We start from the raw sequence: 23,043 nt of genomic DNA, 5'->3' as shown, positions 1-23,043 counted from the left end.
GTTCGTCAGTCCGCCGTGCCGATCGAGCGGGCCAAGGCGTCGTAATCGTCTCGGAGCAGTTCGAAGCGCGCGAGATCGTCGTCTCCGACGACCATCAGCACATCCCGGTCGTCGAGACGCCACACCCACTGCGCGACCGCGGTGATGATGCCGTTCTCGTCGGCGAGATGCCGAACGGCACTGAGGCCCCGACCGAGTCGTCCGCCCTCGAACGGCGCCGCCGCGACCGGTCGTGTCGCCCGGGGGTCGTCGGCCCCGGCCAGCTGCTCGGGGGAGAGGTCGGCGTGCACGGGCTGCTCGTAGATGCTCGCCAGGCCGAGCACCTCGTGCGGACGTGCCAGGTACGCGAAGCGGTGCTCGTCGGTATCCGCACCGCGCGACATGCCCTGCAGGGTCGCGTCGAGCCATTCCCGCATCGAGGCGTCGTATCCGTTTGCCTCGCCGAGGGCGTTCACCAGCGCGGTGCTCCATTCCTCGACCCCCCGGAACTGCTCCCACGGCCACTCGGCGGGCACGTACACCCACAGATCGCGGTCGAAATCGACGTGCAGGCTCATCGGTCCACTCCCGGAGGAACGGCCGGTCCTTCGGGATCCGGCCAGGTGAGGGCATCCAGCATCGTCGTGATGAGGAGCGTCAGCGCATCCGTGATCGGTGCGTAGTCGGGGTCGGCCAGCCCGCTGATCGACGAGAACGCGACGATGTAGGCGTCGCCGCGCACCCAGGTGTACTCGATCGTTCGCAGCAGGACGAGTTCTTCGGCCGATGCACCCTCTGGCACGGGAACCGAGACCACCCGACGGCGGGCTGCCCCGGCGTCCGTGTCGATCTGCTCGGGTCCCGTGGGCAGCGTCGCGACTCCGACGTCAGGAGTGAGGGCGCTGAGCGCGATGGAGGTCGACACCGGGACCTCCCACGGGATGCCGAGAGGAAGGGCCACCGCGAACGATCCGGCGCCATGGGCCTCATCCAGCAGCGGGGTCAGCGTGCGTTCCAGCTCGCGCACGAACGGCACGACGCTGTCCCGGGGCCCTGCAGCGCGCAGTGGAGCGAGCACCTCGGCGGCGGCAGCGCTGTTGTCCGGCCCGACCGGAACGAGGGTCCAGCCCGGAGGCAGGATCAGCCGCGGCAGCTCGGGGACGACTGTCGTGCTCATCGCTTCGGACCCCACAACCGCCAGGCCTCGGCGACATAGTCGACGGCCCCCCGGAGGGTGAACAGCGCGACGGCGACGAGCCACACCAGGCTGCACCAGAAGAGCGTGAGCGCCTGAGGCCCCCCGAAAGCTCCGGCGGCGGCGACGGTCTGCACGAAGCCGACGAAGGCGAAGGCCGCGAGGTCGCCGCGGGCGCTCAGCAGGAACGAGTCGAGCTTGGGCCGCAGCGGGATCGTCGCGATCGAGAGCACCAGCCCGAGCACGGCCGGAACCCAGAGCAGCCAGAACGGCGGGACGAACAGCGGGTAGCCCGCACCCGTGCCGTAGATGCCGCCCGCGTCCGACGCGGGGACGGTGCCCTGGATGAGACCGATCAGCGCCACGACGATGAACGGAACGATGCCGAACAGCACGGTCGACGCGGCCCAGACCAGGAACGTCCATCCCAGATACGCCGGCCACTGGTCCAGGAAGACGAGCCGGCGGCGTTTCGCGGGGCTGCGTTTTGTGGCACGGCGCTTCGCGGGGCTGCGTTTCGTCGGGTGTGCAGATGCCCGTTCCGTCACGATCCGATCCTCCAGGTCGCCGCGTCGTGGAGCGCCTCACCGTTCGACACGACGTCGCGGATCCCTTCGGGCACGAGATCGGTGACCGTGTCGGGCAGTGCGTTCATCGCCGCGGGCGCGTACGTCGAGAAGAACTTGTCGGTCTGCCCGGCGACGAGGTTCACCATGCCTGCCAGTCGCAGCTTCGCCATCTCCTGCTTGCCGATGTTGAGCAGGATGTCATCCAACGGGCCGCCTGCGCCGGCCTTGGCGGATTCGGCGACGCGCAGGAAGTGCGCATTCGTGAAGCCCTTCGCCTTGTATGCCTCGAGCCACCGGGGTGCGTTCTTGATCGGGATCGGGCCGAACTTCACCGTCACGCGCCCCTTCAGAACGCCGTTGAAGCTGCCGGTCACGGCACGGAGGGGGTTCGCCGAACCCTGGGCGGCCATCCGCGCGACACGCGTGCCCTTGAGAGCCGTCATCACGCCGCCGATGGTGCGGGACGCGGCCGCCCCCACTCCGAGCGTCGCGACCGAGAGCACGTCCAGGCCGAACTCGATCCAGGACATCTGGCCGGTCGCGGCCAGCACGAGCCCGAGCCCCGCGGTCAGCGCCCCGGCGACCAGGGCGAACGGTGCGAGCACGGGGAAGAAGAAGCTCAGCACCGACAGCGCCAGAGTGATGTTCTTCAGAACGTCGTGGATCGCCTTCAGGATGTCGGCGTGCTCGGCCACCCACCCCGAGAAGTCGTCCCACAGGCTGTCGTTGAAGCCATCGCCCCCGGCCGCGTCGCGCATCTTGTGGGCCGCCGCCGACCCGGACTGACGCAGCTGCTCGACGATGCGCGCGAATCGCGCCTGCGCGGCGGCCGCCTGGCCGGTCTGGCCGTCTCGACGGTTCGCGAGTGCGAGCAGGTGCCGGTTGAGGTCGGCTGCCTCGACGGGATCGGTCGCCCGCGCCCGCTCGTCGCGGTAGTGGTCGATCTGCCGGTCGTACCGGGCGGCTGCCTGCTCGGCGTCGCCGTGCTCGTCGACGAGGGTCTGGGCCTCACGCTGTGCGTGTTCGAGGTCGCCCGCGAAGGAGTCCAGTGCACGCGACGCTTCGTCGTAGCGATTCTGCAGTGATGCGAGGCGATCGGCGACCTTCGTGGCGTTCTCCGCGAGCGCGTCCAGCGCCTTGCTCTCGTGCTGCTTCGTGTTCGCGATGGCCGTGCGCAATCCGCCGACGGCCTCGGTGATCGCCGCGGCGGTGGCTGCGAATCGAGCCGCCTTCGAGCGGATGGTGCCGGGGTCGCCCGGGATGGGGGCCACCTTGTCAGGCAGGGAGATCGTCATGGCTGCTCCTTCCGTCCACCATCGTACGAACAGTGGCGGCGACGACGGGATGGGCAGAACTGCCCATCGGTGACGATCAGCCGCCGAGGAGCTGCTCGATCGGGCCGCGGGCGAAGTAGATCACGAAGCCGATGGCGACGACCCACAGAAGCGGGCTGATCTTCTTCGCCGTGCCCGAGAACGCCTGCACGACGACCCAGCTGATGAAGCCCGCGCCGATGCCGTTGGCGATCGAGTAGGTCATCGGCATGACCGACACCGTGAGGAAGACCGGCAGCAGCACGCTGAAGTCCGTGAGGTCGATGTGCTTGACCTGGGCCATCATCATGGCGCCGACGATCACGAGCGCCGCGGCGGCGACCTCGGTGGGCACGATCGAGGTGAGCGGGGTGAAGAACATCGCGAGCAGGAACACGAGGCCCGTCACGACGTTCGCGAGCCCCGTGCGCGCACCCTCGCCGATGCCGGCGCCGGACTCGATGAACACGGTGGCCGACGAGGACGAGGTCGAGCCTCCCACGATCGCGCCGACACCCTCGACCACGAGCGCGGACTTGATCCGCGGGAAGTCGCCCTTCGCATCGGCGAGCTCGGCCTCTTTGGCGAGACCGGTCATCGTGCCCATGGCATCGAAGAAGTTCGAGAAGACGAGGGTGAAGACGAGCATGATCAGGGCGACGATGCCGACCTTGCCGACGTCGAACCCGAAGTCCACTGCGCCCAGCAGGCTGAGGTCCGGGATGCTGACGGGCGATCCCGAGAGTGCCGGGATGGTGAGGCCCCAGCCGCCCGGGTGATCGGTGGCCGAACCGAGGTGCCAGATGGCCTCGACGATGACCGAGACGACCGTTCCGCCGACGAGGCCGATGAGCATGCCGCCCTTGACCTTGCGCGCCACCAGGACACCCGTCGCGAGGAGGGTCAGCACGAACATGAGCGTCGGGATCGAGGCGACCGATCCGCCGATGCCGAGTCCCACGGGCGGGGAGTTGGATCCCGTCGCGGTGACGAAGCCCGAGTTGACGAAACCGATGAAGGCGATGAACAGGCCGATCGCGACGGTGATCGCGAGCTTCAGCTGCACCGGGACCGCATCGAAGATCATCTTGCGCAGACCGGTCGCGGCCAGCAGCACGATGATGACGCCGTTGATCATGACGAGCGCCATGGCCTCGGGCCAGGTGACCTCGTGGATGACGCTGAACGCGAGGAACGCGTTGATGCCGAGGCCCGCGGCGAACGCGAAGGGCAGGCGGGTGACGAGGCCGAAGAGGATCGTCATGACGCCGGCGGTGAGCGCGGTCGCTGCGCCGACGGCGGAGAAGGCCAGCTCGTTGCCGGCGATGTCCGCCTTGCCCGACAGGATGATCGGGTTCAGGATGACGATGTACGCCATCGTGACGAAGGTCACGAGGCCGCCGCGCACCTCCGTCCCGATCGTGGACCCGCGCTTCGAGATGTCGAAGAAGCGATCGATCGATCCGGCGGGACCGGTTGCGGGGGTGGCCTGTGTGGACGGGCGTGACGATGACATGAATCCTCCCTACAGAACGGTAGTGGATCCCGCGCGCCCGTCTCGACGCGGCCGAAGGGGTCGGTAGGGTCGAACCCGCATGAATCGCCTACTCGTCGCCCTCCTGGCCGCTGTCGACGCCCTCGTCGCGGCGGTGGTCGGCGTCGCCGCGGCACTCGCTCCCCTCGCCGTGCTCTGGGTGCTCGCCCTCGGCGGCACCGCCGACTGGGGTGCGCTGTGGCCGGCATCCGTGCGAGTCTGGCAGCTCGGCCAGCTCGTTCCCGTGCAGATCGCCCTCCCGGTCGATTACCTGAACACGGTGGGGATCCCGGTGGACGCCGGCACGTTCTGGCTCTCGCTCGCGCCGCTCGCCTTCGCCGGGTTCACCGCCGTCTCGGCCTGGCGCTGCGGTTCTCGCGCCGCGCGTGCGGGGGCGTGGCCCATCGGGGTCGCCGCCGGCGCGCTGGTCACCTTCGTGGTCGCGTGGGTGCTGTGGCGCACTTCGGCGAACCCCGTCGCCGCGGTCTTCGGGTGGCAGGCACTCGCTTTTCCGACGCTCGTCTTCACCGTTCCTGCGCTGCTGGGCGCGCTGGTCGCGGCATGGCGACACGGCGACGACGGCCTCGTCGACGCCCTGCGCGATCGGATCGATCCGCTCCGGGAGGGCGTGATCGCCGCCGCCGCGAGGGGCATCGGCATCGCGGTCGCGGGCTTCGTCGGCGTCGGCGCGCTCCTGGTCGCGGTCGCCGCGGTGCTGCGCGGCGGAGACGTGATCGCGCTGTTCGAAGCGGCGCACGTGGATGCCACCGGTGCGAGCATCGTCGCCGTCGGACAGCTCGCCTATCTTCCGACCCTCGTCATCTGGGGCGGCGCGTTCGTGGCGGGGCCGGGTTTCGCGTTCGGCGCCGGCACCGCGGTCTCGCCCGCCGGCACGCAGCTCGGAGTCGTCCCCGGCATCCCCGCGCTGGCGGTGATCCCGCCGTCCACGACGCCGTGGCTGCTTCTCCTCACGCTCCTCGTCATCGCGATCGGGTTCGTCGCGGGAGCGGGCGCCCGCACGTCGCTCGGCGGGACGACGGCTGCGGCGAGCGGCGGGGCACGTGCCGCCGTGCTGGGCCTGATCGTCGTCGGCGGAGCCGCGGGTGCGGCGATCCTCGCCGCGCTCGCCTCCGGGTCCGCGGGCCCGGGTCGCCTTTCCGACGTGGGTCCCGCCGCCGGCCCGGTCGCCCTCGCCGTCGGGGTGGAGCTGCTCATCGGCGCCGCCATCGCCCTGTTCTCGCCGGTGCGAGGGATGGATGCCGCTGCATCGCCGAATCCGGCGCAGCACGTGGCATCCGGTCGACAGGTTCCGTCGGCTGCGGGGGAGCGCCCGCTCGTGAGCGCTCCCGCGACCCCGCCGATAGACTGAGGCCGTGCTCACGGTCGCCGTCCTCATCTCGGGCACGGGCTCCAATCTGCGTGCCCTGCTCGACGCCGCCGCCGACCCCGGATTCCCGGCGCGCGTCGTCGTCGTCGGCGCCGATCGTGAAGCCGACGGCTTCGCGCATGCCGAGCACTTCGGCGTGCCGACGGTGCTGGTGCCGTTCCGCGAGTTCGAGACCCGCGAGCAGTGGGGGGCCGAGCTGCGTGCACAGATCGACGTCTGGACTCCCGACCTCGTCGTGCTGAGCGGGCTGATGCGACTTCTGCCCGCCGACCTCGTCGACGCGTGGGCGCCCGCCCTCATCAACACGCACCCCGCCTACCTGCCCGAGTTCCCCGGAGCGCACGGCGTGCGTGACGCGCTCGCCGCCGGGGTGACCGAGACCGGGGCCAGCGTGATCATCGTCGACAGCGGGGTCGACTCGGGCCCGATCCTCGCCCAGGAGCGCGTGCCCGTGCTGCCCGGCGACACCGAGCACTCCCTGCACGAGCGCATCAAGCCCGTCGAGCGGCGCCTGCTCATCGAGGTCGTGCGCGCCGTCGCGACGGGCGAGATCGATCTCGCCCGCGCGTCATCGGATGCCGTGGCATCCGACCCCTCTTCGTCCTGATCCCTCTTCGCACCCGTACTCTCCGCACCGAACTGGAGCACCCATGGCCGGCCCGACCATCGACCCCGCCCTCTACCGCGACCGCGATGTCGTCCCGATCCGCCGCGCGCTCGTCTCGGTGAGCGACAAGACCGACCTTCTGCCGCTCGGGCAGGCGCTCGCCGCGGCCGGCGTCGAGATCGTCTCCACCGGGGGGTCGGCGGCGCTGCTGCGCGAGGCCGGTCTCGAGGTCAAGGACGTCGCCGAGATCACCGGGTTCCCCGAGTCGCTGGGCGGTCGTGTGAAGACCCTGCACCCCGGGGTCCACGCCGGTCTGCTCGCCGACCTGCGCCTCGAAGACCACGAGAACCAGCTGGGGGAGCTCGGCATCCTGCCCTTCGAGCTCGTCGTCGTGAACCTCTACCCGTTCGTCGAGACGGTCGCTTCCGGCGCCACCGGTAACGCCGTCGTCGAGCAGATCGACATCGGCGGCCCGGCGATGGTGCGGGCATCCGCGAAGAACTTCGCGAACGTCGCGATCGTCGTTTCGCCCGAGTCCTACCCCGCGATCATCGACTCGCTCGGCGACGGCGGCACCTCGCTCGCCCAGCGCCGCGAGCTCGCGGCGCGCGCCTTCGCCCACACGGCCGCCTACGACCGTGCCGTCGCGACCTGGTTCGCCGAAGAGACGCTCGAGGGCGAGGGTGACCTGCCGCAGCACCTCACGATCAAGGCCGAGCGGCTCGAGACGCTGCGCTACGGCGAGAACTCGCACCAGCGCGCGGCGATCTACTCGCGCGTCGGCGGTCACGGCATCGCGCAGGCGACCCAGCTGCAGGGCAAGGAGATGAGCTACAACAACTACGTCGACGCCGACGCCGCCCTCCGCGCCGCGTTCGACATGGTCAAGCCCGCCGTCGCCATCATCAAGCACGCGAACCCCTGCGGCATCGCGATCGCCGCACCCCAGGCGCTCGATCCGATCGCCTCGGCGCATCTGCGTGCGCACGAGTGCGACCCCGTCTCGGCGTTCGGCGGCGTGATCGCGGCCAACCGCACGGTGACGCTCAAGATGGCCGAGAACCTGCGCGACATCTTCACCGAGGTCATCGTCGCCCCCGACTTCGAGCCCGAGGCCCTCGAGGTCTTCCGCCTCAAGAAGAACCTGCGCGTGCTGCGGCTGCCCGCCGACTGGCGGCAGGAGCCGATGGACGTGCGCCTGGTGTCGGGTGGGCTGCTGCTGCAGGACGCCGACCGCTTCCCGGCCGAGATCGAGTCGCTCGTCGACGGCTGGCAGCTCGTCACGGGCGAGATGCCCGACGACAGCGAGAAGAGCAACCTCGCCTTCGCCTGGAAGGCGTGCCGCGCCGTGAAGTCGAACGCGATCGTCCTTGCGCAGGGGTCGGCGACGGTCGGCATCGGCATGGGCCAGGTCAACCGCGTCGACTCGTGCCGCCTGGCGGTCGAGCGGGCGGGCGACCGTGCCGCGGGTTCGGTCGCGGCATCCGACGCGTTCTTCCCGTTCGCCGACGGGCCGCAGGTGCTCATCGATGCCGGCATCCGCACGATCGTGCAGCCCGGCGGTTCGGTGCGCGACCAGGAGGTCATCGACGCGGCGCAGGCCGCCGGCGTGACCATGTTCTTCACCGGCGAGCGCCACTTCTTCCACTGACCCGCATTCGCGGGCGGATGCCTGCGCGGCCCGGCGGTCTCGGCGTCCGGGCGTCGGGTCGCTGGGTTGCTGGGTTGCTGGGTTGCTGGGTTGTCCCGAGTCGTCGCGGCCTCGCAGCGTCGGGTCGCTGGGGCGTCACCGTGTCGTCGCGGCCTGGCAGCGTCGTTCAGGGGCGCCGAATTGTGGGTGTGCAGTCGAGGCATCCGCAGTTGGACGCCTCTGAACCGTGGGGGGCGCTCGCGCGGCGGGATGCCCGGGGGCTGTCTGAGCGCTCGGGGCCCGAGCGGCCGACCCCTGGCGGCGCGGCTTCGGGTCGCTCGGCGGCTGGTCGCTGGTCGCTCGGCCCCTCGCCGCTCGGCGGCGTCGATGTGTGGGTATGCGCGTCGTGGACCCGCATCATGGCGCCTTTCAGTGCGCGCGACTCGCGGCTCGCGGCTCGCGGCTCGCGGCTCGCCCGGCGGGATGCCTGGGATGCGACTCCTCGCTCGTTCGGAGGCGCTGAATCGCGGGTGGGCGCGCCGGGTGTCCACAGTTCGGCGCCTCCGAGACCGCGCTCGCCGCCGCGGCCGCCGGCAGGAGCGGGCAGGTACGGGCGGGGCGAACCGTCGTGTCCGAAAACCGCGAGCGGGCCGGCCGCGCGAATGGCAGGCTGGACGGTATGCCGGGACCGACCATGACCTTCGAGGAGCGCTACCGGGCGATCGACGCCCGTGACGCGCGCTTCGACGGGCAGTTCGTGACGGCCGTGCGCTCGACGGGCATCTACTGCCGCCCCAGCTGCCCGGCGCGCACGCCCAAGCCCGAGAACGTCACCTTCTACCCGACCTCGGCGGCGGCGCACGAAGCGGGTTACCGCGCGTGCAAGAGGTGCCTGCCCGAGGCCGCACCCGGATCCCCCGAGTGGAATCTGCGCGGCGACATCGCCGGGCGCGCGATGCGGCTCATCGCCGATGGCGTCGTCGAGCGCGAAGGCGTCGCGGGCCTGGCATCCCGGCTCGGATACTCGTCGCGCCACCTGACGCGTCTGCTCGCCGCGGAGCTCGGTGCCGGCCCGTTGGCCCTCGCCCGCGCGCAGCGGGCGCATACGGCGCGCATGCTGCTCGTGTCGACCGACCTGCCGGCATCCGATGTCGCCTTCTCGGCGGGCTTCTCGAGTGTGCGCCAGTTCAACGACACCGTCCGCGAGGTGTTCGGGATGCCCCCGCTCGCCCTGCGCGCCCGCCGCCCCATCCCGCGAAACCTCCCGTATGTCACGCAAAACGCCGCAAAAGCGTACACAAGCGAGGTTTCGCGGGGACCCCGGAGCCCAGATGCGGGCGCGACGGCGAGGGCGGGGGCGGGCGCGGATGCCGGCGCAGCCGTCGGGGACGCGGGCTCGCCGGGCATGATCGACCTGCTGCTGCCGCATCGCGGGCCGATGGATGCCGCCGGACTGTTCGCCTGGATGCGCGCCCGCGCGGTCGCGGGCGTCGAGACGGCGACCGATGAGTCCTTCGCCCGGACGCTGCGACTGCCCGGCGGCCCGGCGTGGTTCGAGATGCGGCTCGACGCGGCCGGGCGCGTGCGGCTGCGCGCGAGGCTCACGCACCTGCCCGACCTTCCCGTGCTGGTCGCCCGTGCGCGGCGACTGTTCGACCTCGACGCCGACCCGGTCGCGATCGATACCGCGCTCTCGGCGCACCCCGAGCTCGCCCCGCTGGTCGTCCGCACGCCCGGCATCCGCGTGCCGGGGGCGATCGATCCGCACGAGATGCTCATCCGTGCCATGGTGGGCCAGCAGATCACGGTGGCCGCGGCGACGACGGCGTTGAGTGCGCTGACGGATGCCCTGGGTGAGCCGGTCTCGGGATTCGACGGCCATGAGCGACTCTTCCCGACCATGGCGGCGATCGCCGAGCACGGCGCCGAGGTCCTCCGCGGCCCCGCCGCCCGCATCCGCGCGATCACCGGGGCGGCCGCGGCGCTCGCCGACGGCTCTCTCGTGCTCACCAGCGGCGACGACGGACGGGCCCAGCGGACCGCGCTGCTCGCCCTGCCCGGCGTGGGCCCCTGGACCGCCGACTACGTGCGCATGCGCGTTCTGGGCGATCCCGACATCACGCTCCCCGGCGACGTCGCCGTGCGCTCGGGCGCCGCGGCCGCCGGCCTGCCCGCAGATCCGCGCGGGTTCGAAGCCTGGGCCGCGCGCACCGCGCCGTGGCGCAGCTATCTGACCGCGCACCTGTGGCGTGCGGCGCCGCCCCGGCCCGCCCGGTCGACACCGGCCCGGTCGACCCCCGCCCGCTCGCGCGACACCCGACACCGCACACCCCGACGGCCGCGCCGACGCGGCGCCCCGCACCCCCGAGGAGAACCGATGACCGCCCGCATCCAGACGATCGACACCCCCGACGGTCCCTTCACCCTCCTCGCCGATGAGCAGGGCCGGGTGCTCGCGAGCGGCTGGACGGCCGACCATGCGGCGATCGTCGCGCGTCTGCGGACGGCCCCGTCGCGGGTGCGCGAGGTCGAGACGGATGCCATTGCATCCGTCGTCGCCTACTACGCCGGTGACCTCGCGGCGATCGACGACGTCGCCGTCGCGCAGGACGGTACGGCCTGGCAGCTCGCCGGCTGGGCGGCGCTGCGCCGGATCGAGCCCGGGCGCCCCCTGACCTATGCGCAGTTCGCCGCGGCGCTCGGGAGCCCGAGCGCGGTGCGCGCCGCCGCATCGATCTGCGCGCGCAACGCCCCTGCCCTGTTCGTGCCGTGCCACCGGGTGCTGCGCACCGGCGGAGGCCTCGGCGGATTCGCCTGGGGGATTGACGTGAAGCGGTCGCTGCTGGATCGCGAGGCGGGCGGTGCGAGCCCGGCGTGACGAGGGTCGGATCGCCGCCCTTGTGGCGGACGAACGCTCCGGTATAGGTTGGAGGGCTGTCGCGTCGTGATCCGGCCGCGGCGGTCCCCGTTCACCGAACCCTGGAGGAAGCCATGTCCACGGCCATCGTCATCACGAAGCCCGTCGCCCTCCCGCGCCTCGCGCGTCCGTTCGGTGCGGAGGCCCACCGGGGATAACGCGCTCGCGTCCCTCATCGGCGGCATAGTCCCGTCGCGCGCAGCGTTCCTTCTCCCGCGTCCTCCCTGTCGCGGACGTCTCCCGTCCGGTCGCGTCGTCGCGCGTCCACGCCCCCGTCGCCGAGCGTCGCCTCGGCATCCGCTCCACACCCCTCGCAAGGATCATGACCTCCTCCACCGAGAGCCCCTCCGCCGAGAGCCTGCCCACCGTGAAGGCCCTCGCTCGGCTGTACCCGTTCGCCCGCCCCGTGGTCACACGGCTCGTCCTCGGCGCCGTGAGCGCGCTCGTGGCGAGCCTGCTCGCCCTGTCCATCCCGCTCGTGCTCGAGGTGCTCGTGCAGGGGCCCATCCAGGGCGGCGACCGCGCCGCGCTGGCCTGGGGTGCGGGCCTCATCCTCGTCCTCGGGCTGCTCGAGGCCCTGATGGTCTGGCTGCGGCGCTGGTTCGTGCTGAGCCCGTCCACCCGCGTCGAATACGACATGCGCACCTCGTTCTACGAGCGCTTGCAGCGCCTCCCCGTCTCCTTCCACGACCGCTGGCAGTCGGGGCAGCTGCTCAGCCGCATGATGCAGGACATCAGCATGCTGCGCCGCTGGCTCGCCTTCGGCGTGGTGCTGCTCGTCGTGAACATCCTCACGATCCTCGTCGGCATGGTGCTGCTGTTCCGCTGGCACTGGGCGCTGGGGCTCACCTTCCTCGTCGTCTGCGCGCCGCTGTGGTACGCCGGTTACCGCTTCGAGAAGACGTACGGAACGCTCGCCCGCCAGAGCCAGGATCAGGCCGGTGACCTCGCCACGAGCGTCGAGGAGTCCGTCCACGGCATCCGCGTGCTCAAGGCCTTCGGTCGCGGCAGGCACGCGCTCGTCAAGTTCGCGCGACAGGCCGAGAGCCTGCGCGAGACCGAGCTGAGCAAGGCGCGCGCGGTCGGCTGGATCTGGTTCTGGCTGGTGCTGTTGCCCGACATCGCCTTCGCGCTGTGTCTGGGTGTCGGCATCGTGCTGACCCAGGCCGGGCAGCTGCAGGTCGCCGAGCTCGTCGCCTTCTTCGCCATGGCCACCGTGCTGCGCTGGCCGATGGAGTCGATCGGCTTCCTCTTCTCGTTCCTGCTCGACGCGCGCACCGCGACCGACCGCATCTTCGAGGTGTTCGACGAACGGAACACGATCACCGACCCCGCCGCCCCGGTCACGCTGGGTGCCTCGCGCGGTGCGCTCGCCTTCGAGGACGTCCACTTCCGCTATCAGGATGCCGCGGAGACCGAACGCGACCTGCTCGACGGCGTCGATCTCGTGCTCGAGCCGGGGGAGACCATGGCCCTCGTCGGGCTCACTGGATCCGGCAAGACGACCCTCACCACCCTCCCGGCGCGGCTGTACGACGTGACGGCGGGCCGAGTCACGATCGACGGCGTCGACGTGCGCGACCTGACTCTGCACGAGCTGCGCACGCACGTGGGCATGGCGTTCGAGGATGCCACGCTGTTCTCGCAGACGGTGCGCGAGAACGTGCTCCTCGGTCGCGAGGACCTTGAACCCGGCAGCGCCGAGGCGGAGCGCGTGCTGCGCGAGGCGCTCGCCGTGGCGCAGGCGGGATTCGTCGACGAGCTGCCCGACGGGGTCGACACCGTGATCGGCGAGGAGGGGCTGTCGCTGTCGGGCGGTCAGCGTCAGCGGCTCGCGCTCGCGCGCGCCGTCGCCGCCCGTCCGACCGTCCTGGTCCTCGACGACCCGCTGTCGGCCCTCGACGTCGACACCGAGGCCCTCGTCGAAGACGCGCTGCGCGAGGTCATGGCCGACACCACGACCCTCGTCATCGCCCACCGGCCCTCGACGGTCATGCTCGCCGATCGTGTGGCGCTGCTCCACGACGGGCGCGTGACCGCGGTCGGGCGGCACAGCGACCTCCTGCGCGAGAGCGCGCAGTACCGGCACGTGATCTCGAGCCTCGAGGATGAAGCCCTCCGGGGTGCCGACCGTGGCGCGACGACCGACAGACCGTCCGCATCGACTCAGGAGGTGACCCCGTGACCACCGCAACCGTCGCCGGTACGACCGGCGAAGACCGCTCCGACTACACGCGGGACGAATCACGTGCCATCCGGCGCCGCTCGCTGCGCCTGCTCGGCTCGCTCGTCGCGCCGCTGCGTTGGCAGTTGGTGCTCGCCGGTGTCGTCCTCGTCGTCTCGACGGCGCTGCGTGTCGCCGGCCCCGCCCTGATCGCGTACGGCATCAACCAGGCGCTCCCGCAGGTGATCGACCACAACGACTGGATGCCCACCATCGTGATCGTCGCGGTCTACCTCGCCGCCGGCGTCGGCGGCGCCGCGCTCATCGGGTGGTACGCCGTCGTGGCCGCACGCCTCACGCAGGCGGTCATGCTCGACCTGCGCAAGCGCATCTTCGTGCACACGCAGCGGCTGAGCCTCGAATTCCACGAGTCGTACACGTCGGGCCGCATCATCTCGCGACAGACGAGCGATCTCGACTCGATCCGCGAGCTCCTCGACGGCGGCCTCAACGAGCTGGTCTCGGGCGTGCTCTACGGCGGGTTCACGCTCGTGGCGCTGCTGCTGCTCGACTGGCAGTCGGGTCTCGTGATCGTCGCCGCGGGCATCCCGCTCTTCTTCCTCATGCGGTGGTTCTACCGCCACTCGCAGCGCGCGTACCGTGAGTCGCGGGTCGTCAGCGCCCAGGTGATCGTCAAGTTCGTCGAGACCATGACGGGCATCCGCGCGGTGAAGGCCTTCCGCAAGGAGGAGCGCAACGACCAGGAGTTCGGAGACCTGTCGGGGCAGTACCGCGACGTGAACATGCGCTCGCTGCGACTGTTCGGCACGTTCGAGCCCGGCATGATGGTCGTCTCGGCATTCGCCGTCGCCGTGGTGCTGCTGTGGGGAGGCATCCGCGTGGGCGAGGGCAGCCTGCTCGTCGGCACGCTGCTGGCGGCCGTGCTGTACGTGCGGAACTTCTTCGCGCCGCTGCAGGAGATCGCGATGTTCCTCAACTCGTACCAGTCGGCGACGGCGGCGCTCGAGAAGGTGTCGGGCGTCCTCGACGAGGAACCGACGGTCCCCGATCCGGTCGCACCGGTCGACCTCTGGGAGGCGCGCGGGCACGTGGAGTTCCGGGACGTCGTGTTCGGCTATTCCGACGAGCGCACGATCCTGCCGCACTTCTCGCTCGACATCCCCGCCGGGCAGACGATCGCCCTCGTCGGCACGACGGGCGCGGGCAAGTCCACGCTCGCGAAGCTGGTCTCGCGCTTCTACGACCCGTCGGCGGGCGAGGTCACGCTCGACGGGGTCGATCTGCGTGCGCTGCACCCGAAAGACCTCCGTCGCGCGATCGTGATGGTCACGCAGGAGGCGTACCTGTTCAGCGGGACGGTGGCCGACAACATCGCGCTCGGCAAGCCCGACGCGACGCTCGACGAGATCCGAGCGGCTGCGCGCGCGGTGGGGGCGGATGCCTTCATCCAGCGCCTGCCCGACGGCTACGACACCGATGTGAACAAGCGCGGCGGGCGTGTGTCGGCGGGCCAGCGCCAGCTGATCTCGTTCGCGCGGGCGTTCCTCGCCGACCCCGCGGTGCTGATCCTCGACGAGGCGACCGCGTCGCTCGACATCCCGTCGGAGCGGCAGATCCAGGAGGCGCTGCAGACGCTGCTCGGCGGTCGCACCGCGATCATCATCGCCCACCGGCTGTCGACCGTCGCGATCGCCGACCGGGTGCTCGTGATGGAGCACGGCGAGATCATCGAGGACGACACCCCCGACGCGCTCATCGCCGGCACCGGCAAGTTCGCCCAGCTGCACGCCGCCTGGCGCGAGTCCCTGGTCTGATTCCGGGCGGCCCGGGCGGGCACGCTGGGCATCCGACCTCGCGGAATCGGAGATCGGTCGCAGAATCGGATGCCTCGCGCCGTGGCATCCGATTCTGTGCTGTTTCTCCGACATCGGAGGAGTGTGCGGGCCGCTTGGCGTCGGGGCGGCACGAGGTGGCGGGGACGCTGGTTGCCGTTGTGGCCTGGCGTCGGGGCTGCCGGGGCTGCCAGGGCTGTCGGGGCTGCCGGGGCTGCCGGGGCTGTCGGGGCGACCCGGCCGCCTGGTGGGGGCATCCGGCCTCGCGGAATCGGAGATCGGTCGCAGAATCGGATGCCTCGCGCCGGTCCGTCCGAATCCGCGCGGATTCTCCGACATCGCGAAGGCGACCGAGGTGTCCGGCGCCGCAGCCGCTCGGCGCAACGAGCACCGGCGCGCCGTGTGCAGCCGCGGTGGTCGGCTGCGCGCGGCGGTCAGTGCGCGAGGTGGAATCGCTGGGCGAGAGCGCGGGTGATCGATGCCTCGACGGCGGGCCAGTCGTAGACGATCTCGGCGTACGAGAACCGCAGCACGCGGTAGCCGAGAGCCATCAGGGCGCGATCGTGCGCGAGGTCGCGCGTGCGATCGGCCGACGACGAGTGGAACGCGAAGCCGTCGAGCTGCACCACGAGGCGCTCGGCGATGAGCGCGTCGACGTCGTGGCCCGCGAGTCGCACCTGCTGTCGGATCTCGAGCCCCCACGGGCGCAGCCGGTGCACGAAGATCGTCTCGATCCCCGAGTCCGAGAGACCGGATGCCATGGCGCACAGCTCGTCCGCCGCGGTGCTGCGCCAGCGCACTCTCCCCAACTCGTCCCGCGGAATCCGGTGGGTGCGGACGGCGGACTCCCAGAGCACGAGCGCCTGCTCCCTCGGCAGGCAGTCGGCGACATGACGGAGCGTGTCGACCACGGACTCGACGAGCGAGAAGGTGCTCACCGGGACGATCGGGCGACGCCAATGCAGGGTGATGGGCTGGGTGGCGCGAGGGACCCGCGCTCCGGCATCCAGGTGGAGGTGGAGATCGGCGGGCGCATCCGGTGGCATCCACCAGCCGCGGTGCCGTGCCGCCGTGACGCAGGCGATACGCGCGGTGGCGGACGCCGCGGCCACCAGATCCGGCGGCGCCATCGGCGTCGCGAGCCAGTAGCGCCGCACACGCCGCACGCGGCCGTCCGTGATCGCCCGCCGCAGCTGTGGGAGCGAGGCCCCAGCATCCAGCACCTGCTGTCGATGCGCGATGCCGCCGTGCGCGTCGATCCACCCCCGAATGTCCACGCGCCGATTCTGGGCGGCGCGCCGGGGTTCGTGCGGTCACGCGCCGCGAATGGGGGAGAGTGTGCGCCATCCGCCGCCTGGGGAGGGATCGGCATCCCCCGGTGGCGGGTCGTCAGAATCGGAGGAGGCGGTCAGATTCGGATGCCGCGTGCCGAATCATCCGAATCCGACGGCAGTCTCCGATTCTGCGCGCCGCGCAGCTCGACGCCGCGCGCCGCGCACGCGCCGGCGCGGCGTCAGAGGCGGATCTCGGCGACGACCTCGCCGTACTCGGTCTCGTCGACGGGGGCGAAGCCCACGCGGGCGAAGAACGCCTCGGGCCCGCCCTGGCCGGCCTCGTAGATGACGTCGACGCGGTCCATGCCGCGCTCGCGCGCCTCGTCGAGCAGCTTCTCGACGGCGAAGCGGCCGACACCGCGGCCCTGGTCGTCGGCGTCGACGTTGATGCGCCACAGCACGGAGCGGAAGTGTTCGTGCTCCGCCTCGGTGTCGAAGTTCGCGCTGACGAAGCCGACCACCTCGTCGCCGTCGAGGACGACGCGCTGCCAGGCGGTGGCCGGATTGACCACGGCTCCCGCGACGGCGTAACTCGTCGGGGCGATGAACGCCTCCTGTCCGGGCTTCAGGGACAGCGCGTTCACCGCGACGATCGTCGCAGCCGACAGTTCCACCAGGCGCAGCTCGGTCATGTCCACAGGGTACCGCGGCCGTCGTGGGTAAGGGCACCCTCCGAAAGGGGATTAATCCGAACGTCATCCGCCGGACGTTCTGCGCCGCCGTGGGGTGTCGGATGCCGCGGCGCGGGCGGATCGACGGGGAGAGATATCTTGACGTCAAGATACTTTCGCGGGGTGCGATAGGCTGGAATCGACCCGGCGACGCTCCTCTCAGCGTGCCGTCGCGACGCTCGAAGAGGAAGATCTGACGTGCCTGAGTCCACCATCATCTACACCCACACCGACGAGGCGCCGGCTCTGGCCACCGCCTCCTTCCTGCCCATCGTCCAGGCCTTCGCCGGCCAGGCGGGCGTCGAGATCGACACCCGCGACATCTCGCTGGCCGGTCGCATCCTCGCCGCTTTCCCGCAGCGGCTCACCCCCGAGCAGCAGGTCGGCGACGCGCTCGCCGAGCTGGGCGGCCTCGCGACCCTCCCCGAGGCCAACATCATCAAGCTGCCGAACATCTCGGCATCCATTCCTCAGCTGAAGGCCGCCATCGCCGAGCTGCAGGCGCAGGGCTACGACATCCCCGACTACCCCGACGAGGCGTCGACGGTCGAGCAGAAGGACATCCGCGCGCGCTACGACCGCATCAAGGGCTCCGCCGTGAACCCCGTGCTGCGCGAGGGCAACAGCGACCGCCGCGCCCCCCTCGCGGTGAAGAACTACGCCAAGAAGCACCCGCACCGCAACAAGGCGTTCGCCGGGGGCTCGAAGACGCGCGTCGCGACGATGGGCCACGACGACTTCAAGAGCAACGAGAAGAGCTGGATCGCGGCGCACGACGACGTGCTGACCATCCGCCACACGGCATCCGACGGCACCGTCACGGTTCTCAAGGACGGCCTCAAGGTCCTGCCGCGCGAGGTCATCGACGCGACGTTCCTCTCGGCGAAGGCGCTGGATGCGTTCCTCGCCGACACGATCGCCCAGGCCAAGGCCGAGAACGTCCTGTACTCGGTGCACCTCAAGGCGACCATGATGAAGGTCAGCGACCCGATCATCTTCGGTCACGTCGTGCGCGCCTTCTTCGCCGACGTCTTCGACACCTACGGCGCGCAGCTCACCGAGGCGGGCCTCGACGGCAACAACGGCCTCGGGTCGATCCTCTCCGGTCTCGGCGAGCTCGCCGACGGCGAGGCGATCTCGGCCCGCATCGCGCAGGATCTCGAGAACGGTCCGCGCCTCAGCTACGTCAACAGCGACAAGGGCGTCACGAACCTGCACGTGCCGAGCGACGTCATCGTGGATGCCTCGATGCCCGCCCTCATCCGCAACGGCGGCAAGCTGTGGGGCGCGGACGGCGGCGAGGACGACACGATCGCGGTCATTCCCGACTCGTCGTACGCCGGTGTCTACCAGGCGGTCATCGAGGACGTCATTGCGAACGGCCCGCTCGACCCCGCCACGATCGGCACCGTGCCCAACGTCGGACTCATGGCGCAGGCCGCCGAGGAGTACGGCAGCCACGACAAGACCTTCGAGATCCCCGCCGACGGCGTCGTCGAGGTCGTCGACGGCGACGGCGTCGTGCTCATCGAGCACCACGTCGAGAAGGGCGACATCTGGCGTGCCACGCAGGCCAAGCACATCGCGATCATGGACTGGGTGCGCCTCGCGGTCACCCGTGCCCGCGCGACGGGCGTGCCCGCCGTGTTCTGGCTCGACGTCAATCGCGCGCACGACGCGCAGCTGATCGGCAAGGTGCACCAGGCGCTCGCGACGCTCGAGACGCACGACGTGACGATCGTGATCCTCGCCCCCGAAGAGGCCACGAAGTACACGCTCGCGCGTCTGCGCAAGGGCGAAGACACCATCTCTGTCACGGGCAACGTGCTGCGCGACTACCTGACCGACCTGTTCCCGATCCTCGAGGTCGGAACCTCCGCCAAGATGCTCTCGATCGTTCCGCTGCTCGCGGGCGGCGGCCTCTTCGAGACGGGCGCGGGCGGCTCGGCTCCCAAGCACGTGCAGCAGCTGGTCGAGGAGGACTACCTGCGGTGGGACTCGCTCGGCGAGTTCTTCGCACTCGCGGCATCCTTCGAGCACCTTGCCGAGTACACCGGCAACGCCAAGGCGAAGGTCCTCGCCGACACGCTGGATGCCGCCACCGGCACCTTCCTCGAGGAGGACCGGTCGCCCGGCCGCGCGCTCGGCACGATCGACAACCGCGGCAGCCACTTCTACCTCGGCCTGTACTGGGCGCAGGAGCTCGCGCGCCAGACCGCCGATGCGGAGCTGGCCGCGGCCTTCGCCCCGATCGCCGCGGCGCTGACGGATGCCGAGGGCACGATCGTCGACGAGCTGAACGCCGTGCAGGGTCACGCCGTCGACCTCGGTGGCTACTACCACCCCGACGCGGCGAAGGTCATCGCGGTCATGCGTCCCTCCGCGACGCTGAACGCCGTCATCGACGCGCTCTGAGCATGTGCGGGGCGGCGATGAGCCGCCCCGCACATGAGAAGGGCCCGGATGCCGATCGGCATCCGGGCCCTTCTCGTCGAGCCTCGTGGTCAGCGACTCAGCTGTGGATCCACACGTCGACGCCCGTGGGCGACCAGTCGTAGATCTGCTTCGCGCGGGAGTTCGGCATGCCGACGCAGCCGTGGCTGGAGGGAGTGCCGAAGTTATCGTGCCAGTAGACGCCGTGGAAGGCCTCGTCGCCGTTGAAGTACATGACCCACTGCACGTTGGGCACATCGTAGTTCCAGTACGGGTTGTCGGGGTCGCTGCTGGTCATCGTCTGCGAGGCGATGTGGCTGTTCACGCGGTAGTGCCCCGGCGTCGTCGGAGCCTGCGCGGTGCCGGTCGACACCGCCCACGAGTCCACGACGTTGCCGTTCTCCTTGAGGTACACCGTCTGGGTCGACAGGTTCACCTCCAGCAGGCGCTGCAAGGTGGTCGTGGTCGCAGGCGTCACCGTGACGGGCAGGGCGAACGCGGCGTTGCCCGCGTCGAGCTGCTTCGCGTAGTCGGCGGCGATCGAGTGCGTGTCGCCGAGGGTGCGTCCGTCCGCTCCGGGGACGGTCGTCTCGAGCACCGTTCCATCGGAGTTCGTCACGACGGTGCCGTTGACGGGCGCGCGGTTGACCTGTGCGGCGAGGGCGTCGACGTGAGGCTGGATCTTCGCCGGGTCGGCGGCGACGGTGAAGGTGCCGTCGGCCGCGGGCGTGATCGTCAGCCAGCTGGCGGCGGTCGCCGCGTCCACGGGGACCGTGCGCTCGTCGCCGACGTAGAAGCCGGCGGTGGCGAGCATGGCGTTGGCCTTGTCAGCGGCGGCCTGCGCGTTCGCGCTGTCCGCGGCGGCATCGACGGGGGCGGTGGTGGCCGGCACCGTCACGGTGGTCGTGCCGGCGTCGAAGGCATCGCGCAGCTGCGTCGTCAGGGCGTCGAGGTCGATGCCGGTGCCGGGGGTCGACGGGGTGACGGCGTAGGCCGTGCCGGAGAACGACACGGTTGCCGGTGTGGGATCGGTGTAGGCGCCGGGGAGAGCGGCGCGCAGCGCGGCCGTCGCCGTGGTCTTGTCGAGAGTGATCTGCGCATCGATCGGATCGCCGAACCACTGGGTGACGTTCCACATCGGCCGCGACGAGAACGCGGAGTCCGCGAGAGACGACGCATCGACAGTCGCGCCGAGCTGGGCGCCGGTCACGCGCGGACCGCCCTCGCCGAGGACGAGCGTGGTCTGCGCGAGGCGCTGATCGATCGAGTCGGCCGCCGCTCCCGCGGTCTGGAACCCGACCGGCGCGCCGCCGACCGTCGTGCCGGGCGCGATGAGGACGAGCGATGCGGTGACGACGCCACCGACGACGAGGGCCGCGGGCACCCCGATCCACAGCCAGAGGCGTCTGCGCTTCGGTCGAGGTTCAGCGGGGGCCCATTCGACGGGTCGGTCGCCTTCCGCCGTGGCGGGTGCATCGAGGATCGCTGTCGTCGTGCCGGCCGTTTCGGGCGCGCTCGACGGGTCGGTCGGTCCCTCTGTGTCGGACTTCGTGGCCATGTCGGTCACCGTGTGTACCCCCGCATCCGCGCGCTCGCGCGATTCTATGTTACGCGATCGCCTCGCGACGGCGCCGTGCCCCCGTGTCGTGGGGCCGTGCGCGGGCAGGGGATCGTCGTCAGGGAGCGCCGCAGACCTCGGCGAAGCGCGTGAGGGCGGTCTGGATGCCGCTCGTCGCCCGCTCCAGCGCGGGAAGCTGCGCGAGGTCGCCGACGGCGAGGCCCTGCAGCGCCGTGGAGGCGTCATCGAAGCCGGTTCGCAGCGGCGAGATCAGCGCCGACACGTCGGCGTTGTGGAGCGCGTCGGCGGCTGACCCGAGTCGATCCGCCACGTCGCGCAGTGCCGCGCCGGAGGCGGACGGGTCACTCGTGTCGAGCGTGCGGAGGCGTCCCGTCGCATCCGAGACCGAGGAGACGACGGATGCGCAGGCATCCGCCGTGCTCTGCGATCCGGGGGAGGACGACGCTGGGCCGGCGCTGCCGGAGCAGGCGGTGAGCATCGCTCCCGTCAAAGCGAGGACGAGGGTGGCGGGGACGAGGATGCGGGTGCGCACGGTGACTCCGGGGAACGGTGAGGGGTGTGTCGTCGATGTAACGGTTTTGTAAATGCTCCTACCAAAAAGGAGCGAACGCTTGTCTCCGGAGAGTTCGTAAGGTGTACTAACAAACATGTCAGGTTCGAACGTCCCGCCTCCCGTCGCGGATGCCGCCACCGTCGGAAGCGTCTCCTTCGGCTCGCGTCGGGTGCTGCGCCCCGCGGCGAAGGTCCTGCCCGAGCACGCCCGCGCACACAATCGGTCGCTCGTCCTGCAGACCCTCTTCCACCAGGGTGCCATGTCCCGCGCGGACCTCGCGCGGGAGACGGGACTCACCCGGGTTACGATCTCCGACCTCGTGGGCGAGCTCATCGAAGACGGCTACGTCGCCGAGCGCGGAATGCGCGAGGTCACCGGCCCCGGAAAACCGGCCATCCTCGTGGACCTCGACCGCTCGGGACACCGCATCGTCGGCCTGGACCTGTCGCGCAGCGACCGCTTCCTGGGGGCGGTCCTCACCCTCGACGGCGAGATCGTCGCCCGCCACGACATCCCGGTGCCCGACGACCCCGCAGGCATCCTCGATGCCGTCGTCGGGTTGAGCCGCACCCTCGTCGCCGACGCGCACGCCCCCGTGCTCGGCGTCGGCGTCGGTACGCCGGGCATCGTCGACGACAGCGGCACGGTGCTCGCCGCCCCGAACTTCGGGTGGAGCTCGGTCGACCTGCGAGGCATCCTCCGCGACGCGGTCTCTCTCCCCGTGCTGGTCGCCAACGACGCGAACGCCGCCGTCCTGGCGGAGTACACCTTCGGCGGGGCAGGCGACGACGTCATGCTCGTGCGCGTCGGCCGCGGTGTCGGTTCCGGCCTGCTCACGGGCGGTCAGCCCATGCGCGGCAGCCGGTTCGCAGCGGGCGAGATCGGTCACGTCACCGTCGGCACCGACGGCGGCCCCGTGTGCGTGTGCGGAAAGGTCGGATGCCTCGAGGCCTGGCTGTCCGCACCGTCGCTCGAGCGTGCGCTCGCCGCGCCGGGCGCCGACCACGACTCCGTTCTGCGCGACGCGGGGGAGCGGCTGGGCATCGCCCTGGCTCCCATCGTCGGCGCCCTCGATCTGTCGGAGATCGTCCTCTCCGGCCCGCACCGACTTCTCGACGGCCCGCTCGCCACGGCGACCGTCGAGACCCTCCACGCCCGCACGCTCGCCGAGTTCCACGACGGTGTGCAGGTGCGCATGACGACGCAGGGGGAGGACATCGTCCTCCGCGGTGCGGCCGTCATGGTCCTGTCCGGACAGCTCGGAGTGTCCTGACAGCTGCCCCACCCCGGTCGGGGCCGGTCGGCCCCCGGGGAACCACCAAGAA

17 protein-coding genes and 1 pseudogene are annotated in these 23,043 nt (G+C 71.0%); 9 read left to right on the top strand and 9 right to left on the bottom strand.

Features of this window, described 5'->3' with window-relative positions:
* Positions 1–5: 5 nt before the first annotated feature.
* From JOE64_RS11665 to JOE64_RS11645, 5 genes are all read right to left on the bottom strand, one after another.
* The gene (locus tag JOE64_RS11665; RefSeq protein ID WP_204964409.1) at positions 6–557 is read right to left on the bottom strand and encodes a hypothetical protein; all 552 of its coding nucleotides are present in this window, start codon (positions 555–557) and stop codon (positions 6–8) included.
* Positions 554–1,156, bottom strand: a complete 603-nt coding sequence (locus tag JOE64_RS11660) for a hypothetical protein (RefSeq protein WP_204964408.1) — start codon at positions 1,154–1,156, stop codon at positions 554–556. Before JOE64_RS11660 ends, JOE64_RS11665 begins: the two co-directional genes overlap by 4 nt.
* The gene (locus JOE64_RS11655) at positions 1,153–1,722 is read right to left on the bottom strand and encodes a hypothetical protein (RefSeq protein WP_204964407.1); all 570 of its coding nucleotides are present in this window, start codon (positions 1,720–1,722) and stop codon (positions 1,153–1,155) included. Before JOE64_RS11655 ends, JOE64_RS11660 begins: the two co-directional genes overlap by 4 nt.
* A complete protein-coding gene (locus tag JOE64_RS11650; protein WP_204964406.1) occupies positions 1,719–3,038 on the bottom strand; it encodes a putative T7SS-secreted protein in 1,320 nt (439 codons plus the stop codon). Before JOE64_RS11650 ends, JOE64_RS11655 begins: the two co-directional genes overlap by 4 nt.
* A gap of 76 nt (positions 3,039–3,114) precedes the next feature.
* The gene (locus JOE64_RS11645; RefSeq protein WP_204964405.1) at positions 3,115–4,572 is read right to left on the bottom strand and encodes an NCS2 family permease; all 1,458 of its coding nucleotides are present in this window, start codon (positions 4,570–4,572) and stop codon (positions 3,115–3,117) included.
* 79 nt (positions 4,573–4,651) lie between these two features.
* Between JOE64_RS11645 and JOE64_RS11640 the strand changes: the two genes are divergently transcribed.
* The 7 genes and pseudogenes from JOE64_RS11640 (at position 4,652) to JOE64_RS11610 (ending at position 15,130) form a co-directional block, all read left to right on the top strand.
* A complete protein-coding gene (locus JOE64_RS11640; RefSeq protein WP_239531757.1) occupies positions 4,652–5,959 on the top strand; it encodes a cell division protein PerM in 1,308 nt (435 codons plus the stop codon).
* Between the two features lie 4 nt (positions 5,960–5,963).
* Positions 5,964–6,584 (top strand): phosphoribosylglycinamide formyltransferase, encoded by a 621-nt coding sequence (purN, locus tag JOE64_RS11635; RefSeq protein ID WP_204964404.1) that lies wholly within the window; start codon positions 5,964–5,966, stop codon positions 6,582–6,584.
* Between the two features lie 43 nt (positions 6,585–6,627).
* The gene (gene purH / locus JOE64_RS11630; protein WP_204964403.1) at positions 6,628–8,235 is read left to right on the top strand and encodes a bifunctional phosphoribosylaminoimidazolecarboxamide formyltransferase/IMP cyclohydrolase; all 1,608 of its coding nucleotides are present in this window, start codon (positions 6,628–6,630) and stop codon (positions 8,233–8,235) included.
* A 673-nt stretch (positions 8,236–8,908) separates the two neighbouring features.
* Positions 8,909–10,477 (top strand): annotated as a pseudogene (locus tag JOE64_RS11625) (DNA-3-methyladenine glycosylase 2 family protein); the annotation flags it as partial.
* A 114-nt stretch (positions 10,478–10,591) separates the two neighbouring features.
* The gene (locus tag JOE64_RS14910; protein WP_204965067.1) at positions 10,592–11,092 is read left to right on the top strand and encodes a methylated-DNA--[protein]-cysteine S-methyltransferase; all 501 of its coding nucleotides are present in this window, start codon (positions 10,592–10,594) and stop codon (positions 11,090–11,092) included.
* A 361-nt stretch (positions 11,093–11,453) separates the two neighbouring features.
* Complete coding sequence (locus tag JOE64_RS11615) at positions 11,454–13,316, top strand: ABC transporter ATP-binding protein (RefSeq protein WP_204964402.1); 1,863 nt, start codon at positions 11,454–11,456, stop codon at positions 13,314–13,316.
* Positions 13,313–15,130, top strand: coding sequence for an ABC transporter ATP-binding protein (locus tag JOE64_RS11610; RefSeq protein WP_204964401.1), 1,818 nt, complete (start codon positions 13,313–13,315; stop codon positions 15,128–15,130). Before JOE64_RS11615 ends, JOE64_RS11610 begins: the two co-directional genes overlap by 4 nt.
* 452 nt (positions 15,131–15,582) lie before the next feature.
* On the opposite strand, the gene JOE64_RS11605 is transcribed toward JOE64_RS11610, so the two are convergent.
* On the bottom strand, positions 15,583–16,425 hold the full coding sequence (locus JOE64_RS11605) for an endonuclease domain-containing protein (RefSeq protein ID WP_204964400.1): 843 nt from the start codon (positions 16,423–16,425) through the stop codon (positions 15,583–15,585).
* Positions 16,426–16,661: 236 nt separating this feature from the next.
* Positions 16,662–17,114 carry a GNAT family N-acetyltransferase gene (locus JOE64_RS11600; protein ID WP_204964399.1) on the bottom strand — a complete coding sequence of 151 codons (453 nt, stop codon included), beginning with the start codon at positions 17,112–17,114 and terminating at the stop codon, positions 16,662–16,664.
* A 237-nt stretch (positions 17,115–17,351) separates the two neighbouring features.
* On the opposite strand from JOE64_RS11600, the gene JOE64_RS11595 reads away from it, so the two are divergent.
* A complete protein-coding gene (locus tag JOE64_RS11595; RefSeq protein WP_204964398.1) occupies positions 17,352–19,568 on the top strand; it encodes an NADP-dependent isocitrate dehydrogenase in 2,217 nt (738 codons plus the stop codon).
* 97 nt (positions 19,569–19,665) lie between these two features.
* On the opposite strand, the gene JOE64_RS11590 is transcribed toward JOE64_RS11595, so the two are convergent.
* Both JOE64_RS11590 and JOE64_RS11585 read right to left on the bottom strand, forming a co-directional pair.
* A complete protein-coding gene (locus tag JOE64_RS11590) occupies positions 19,666–21,144 on the bottom strand; it encodes a L,D-transpeptidase family protein (RefSeq protein ID WP_239531755.1) in 1,479 nt (492 codons plus the stop codon).
* 118 nt (positions 21,145–21,262) lie between these two features.
* Positions 21,263–21,697 carry a hypothetical protein gene (locus JOE64_RS11585; protein ID WP_204964396.1) on the bottom strand — a complete coding sequence of 145 codons (435 nt, stop codon included), beginning with the start codon at positions 21,695–21,697 and terminating at the stop codon, positions 21,263–21,265.
* A gap of 115 nt (positions 21,698–21,812) precedes the next feature.
* Between JOE64_RS11585 and JOE64_RS11580 the strand changes: the two genes are divergently transcribed.
* On the top strand, positions 21,813–22,991 hold the full coding sequence (locus tag JOE64_RS11580) for an ROK family transcriptional regulator (protein ID WP_204964395.1): 1,179 nt from the start codon (positions 21,813–21,815) through the stop codon (positions 22,989–22,991).
* Positions 22,992–23,043 lie beyond the last annotated feature (52 nt).

Origin of the sequence: Microbacterium dextranolyticum (genome assembly GCF_016907295.1) — a bacterium.
Taxonomy (GTDB): Bacteria; Actinomycetota; Actinomycetes; order Actinomycetales; family Microbacteriaceae; genus Microbacterium; species Microbacterium dextranolyticum.
The sequence above is the reverse complement of the archived record's forward strand: the minus strand, read 5'-3'. Positions and strand labels throughout refer to the sequence as shown.

Excerpts from the sequence above, each read along its gene's own strand:
- JOE64_RS11665 (WP_204964409.1), bottom strand. The coding sequence starts at position 557 with ATGAGCCTGCACGTCGATTTCGACCGCGATCTGTGGGTGTACGTGCCC.
- JOE64_RS11650 (WP_204964406.1), bottom strand. The coding sequence starts at position 3,038 with ATGACGATCTCCCTGCCTGACAAGGTGGCCCCCATCCCGGGCGACCCC.
- JOE64_RS11640 (WP_239531757.1), top strand. The coding sequence starts at position 4,652 with ATGAATCGCCTACTCGTCGCCCTCCTGGCCGCTGTCGACGCCCTCGTC.
- JOE64_RS11660 (WP_204964408.1), bottom strand. The coding sequence starts at position 1,156 with ATGAGCACGACAGTCGTCCCCGAGCTGCCGCGGCTGATCCTGCCTCCG.
- JOE64_RS11580 (WP_204964395.1), top strand. The coding sequence starts at position 21,813 with ATGTCAGGTTCGAACGTCCCGCCTCCCGTCGCGGATGCCGCCACCGTC.
- JOE64_RS14910 (WP_204965067.1), top strand. The coding sequence starts at position 10,592 with ATGACCGCCCGCATCCAGACGATCGACACCCCCGACGGTCCCTTCACC.
- JOE64_RS11615 (WP_204964402.1), top strand. The coding sequence starts at position 11,454 with ATGACCTCCTCCACCGAGAGCCCCTCCGCCGAGAGCCTGCCCACCGTG.
- JOE64_RS11645 (WP_204964405.1), bottom strand. The coding sequence starts at position 4,572 with ATGTCATCGTCACGCCCGTCCACACAGGCCACCCCCGCAACCGGTCCC.
- purH (WP_204964403.1), top strand. The coding sequence starts at position 6,628 with ATGGCCGGCCCGACCATCGACCCCGCCCTCTACCGCGACCGCGATGTC.
- JOE64_RS11590 (WP_239531755.1), bottom strand. The coding sequence starts at position 21,144 with ATGGCCACGAAGTCCGACACAGAGGGACCGACCGACCCGTCGAGCGCG.
- JOE64_RS11600 (WP_204964399.1), bottom strand. The coding sequence starts at position 17,114 with ATGACCGAGCTGCGCCTGGTGGAACTGTCGGCTGCGACGATCGTCGCG.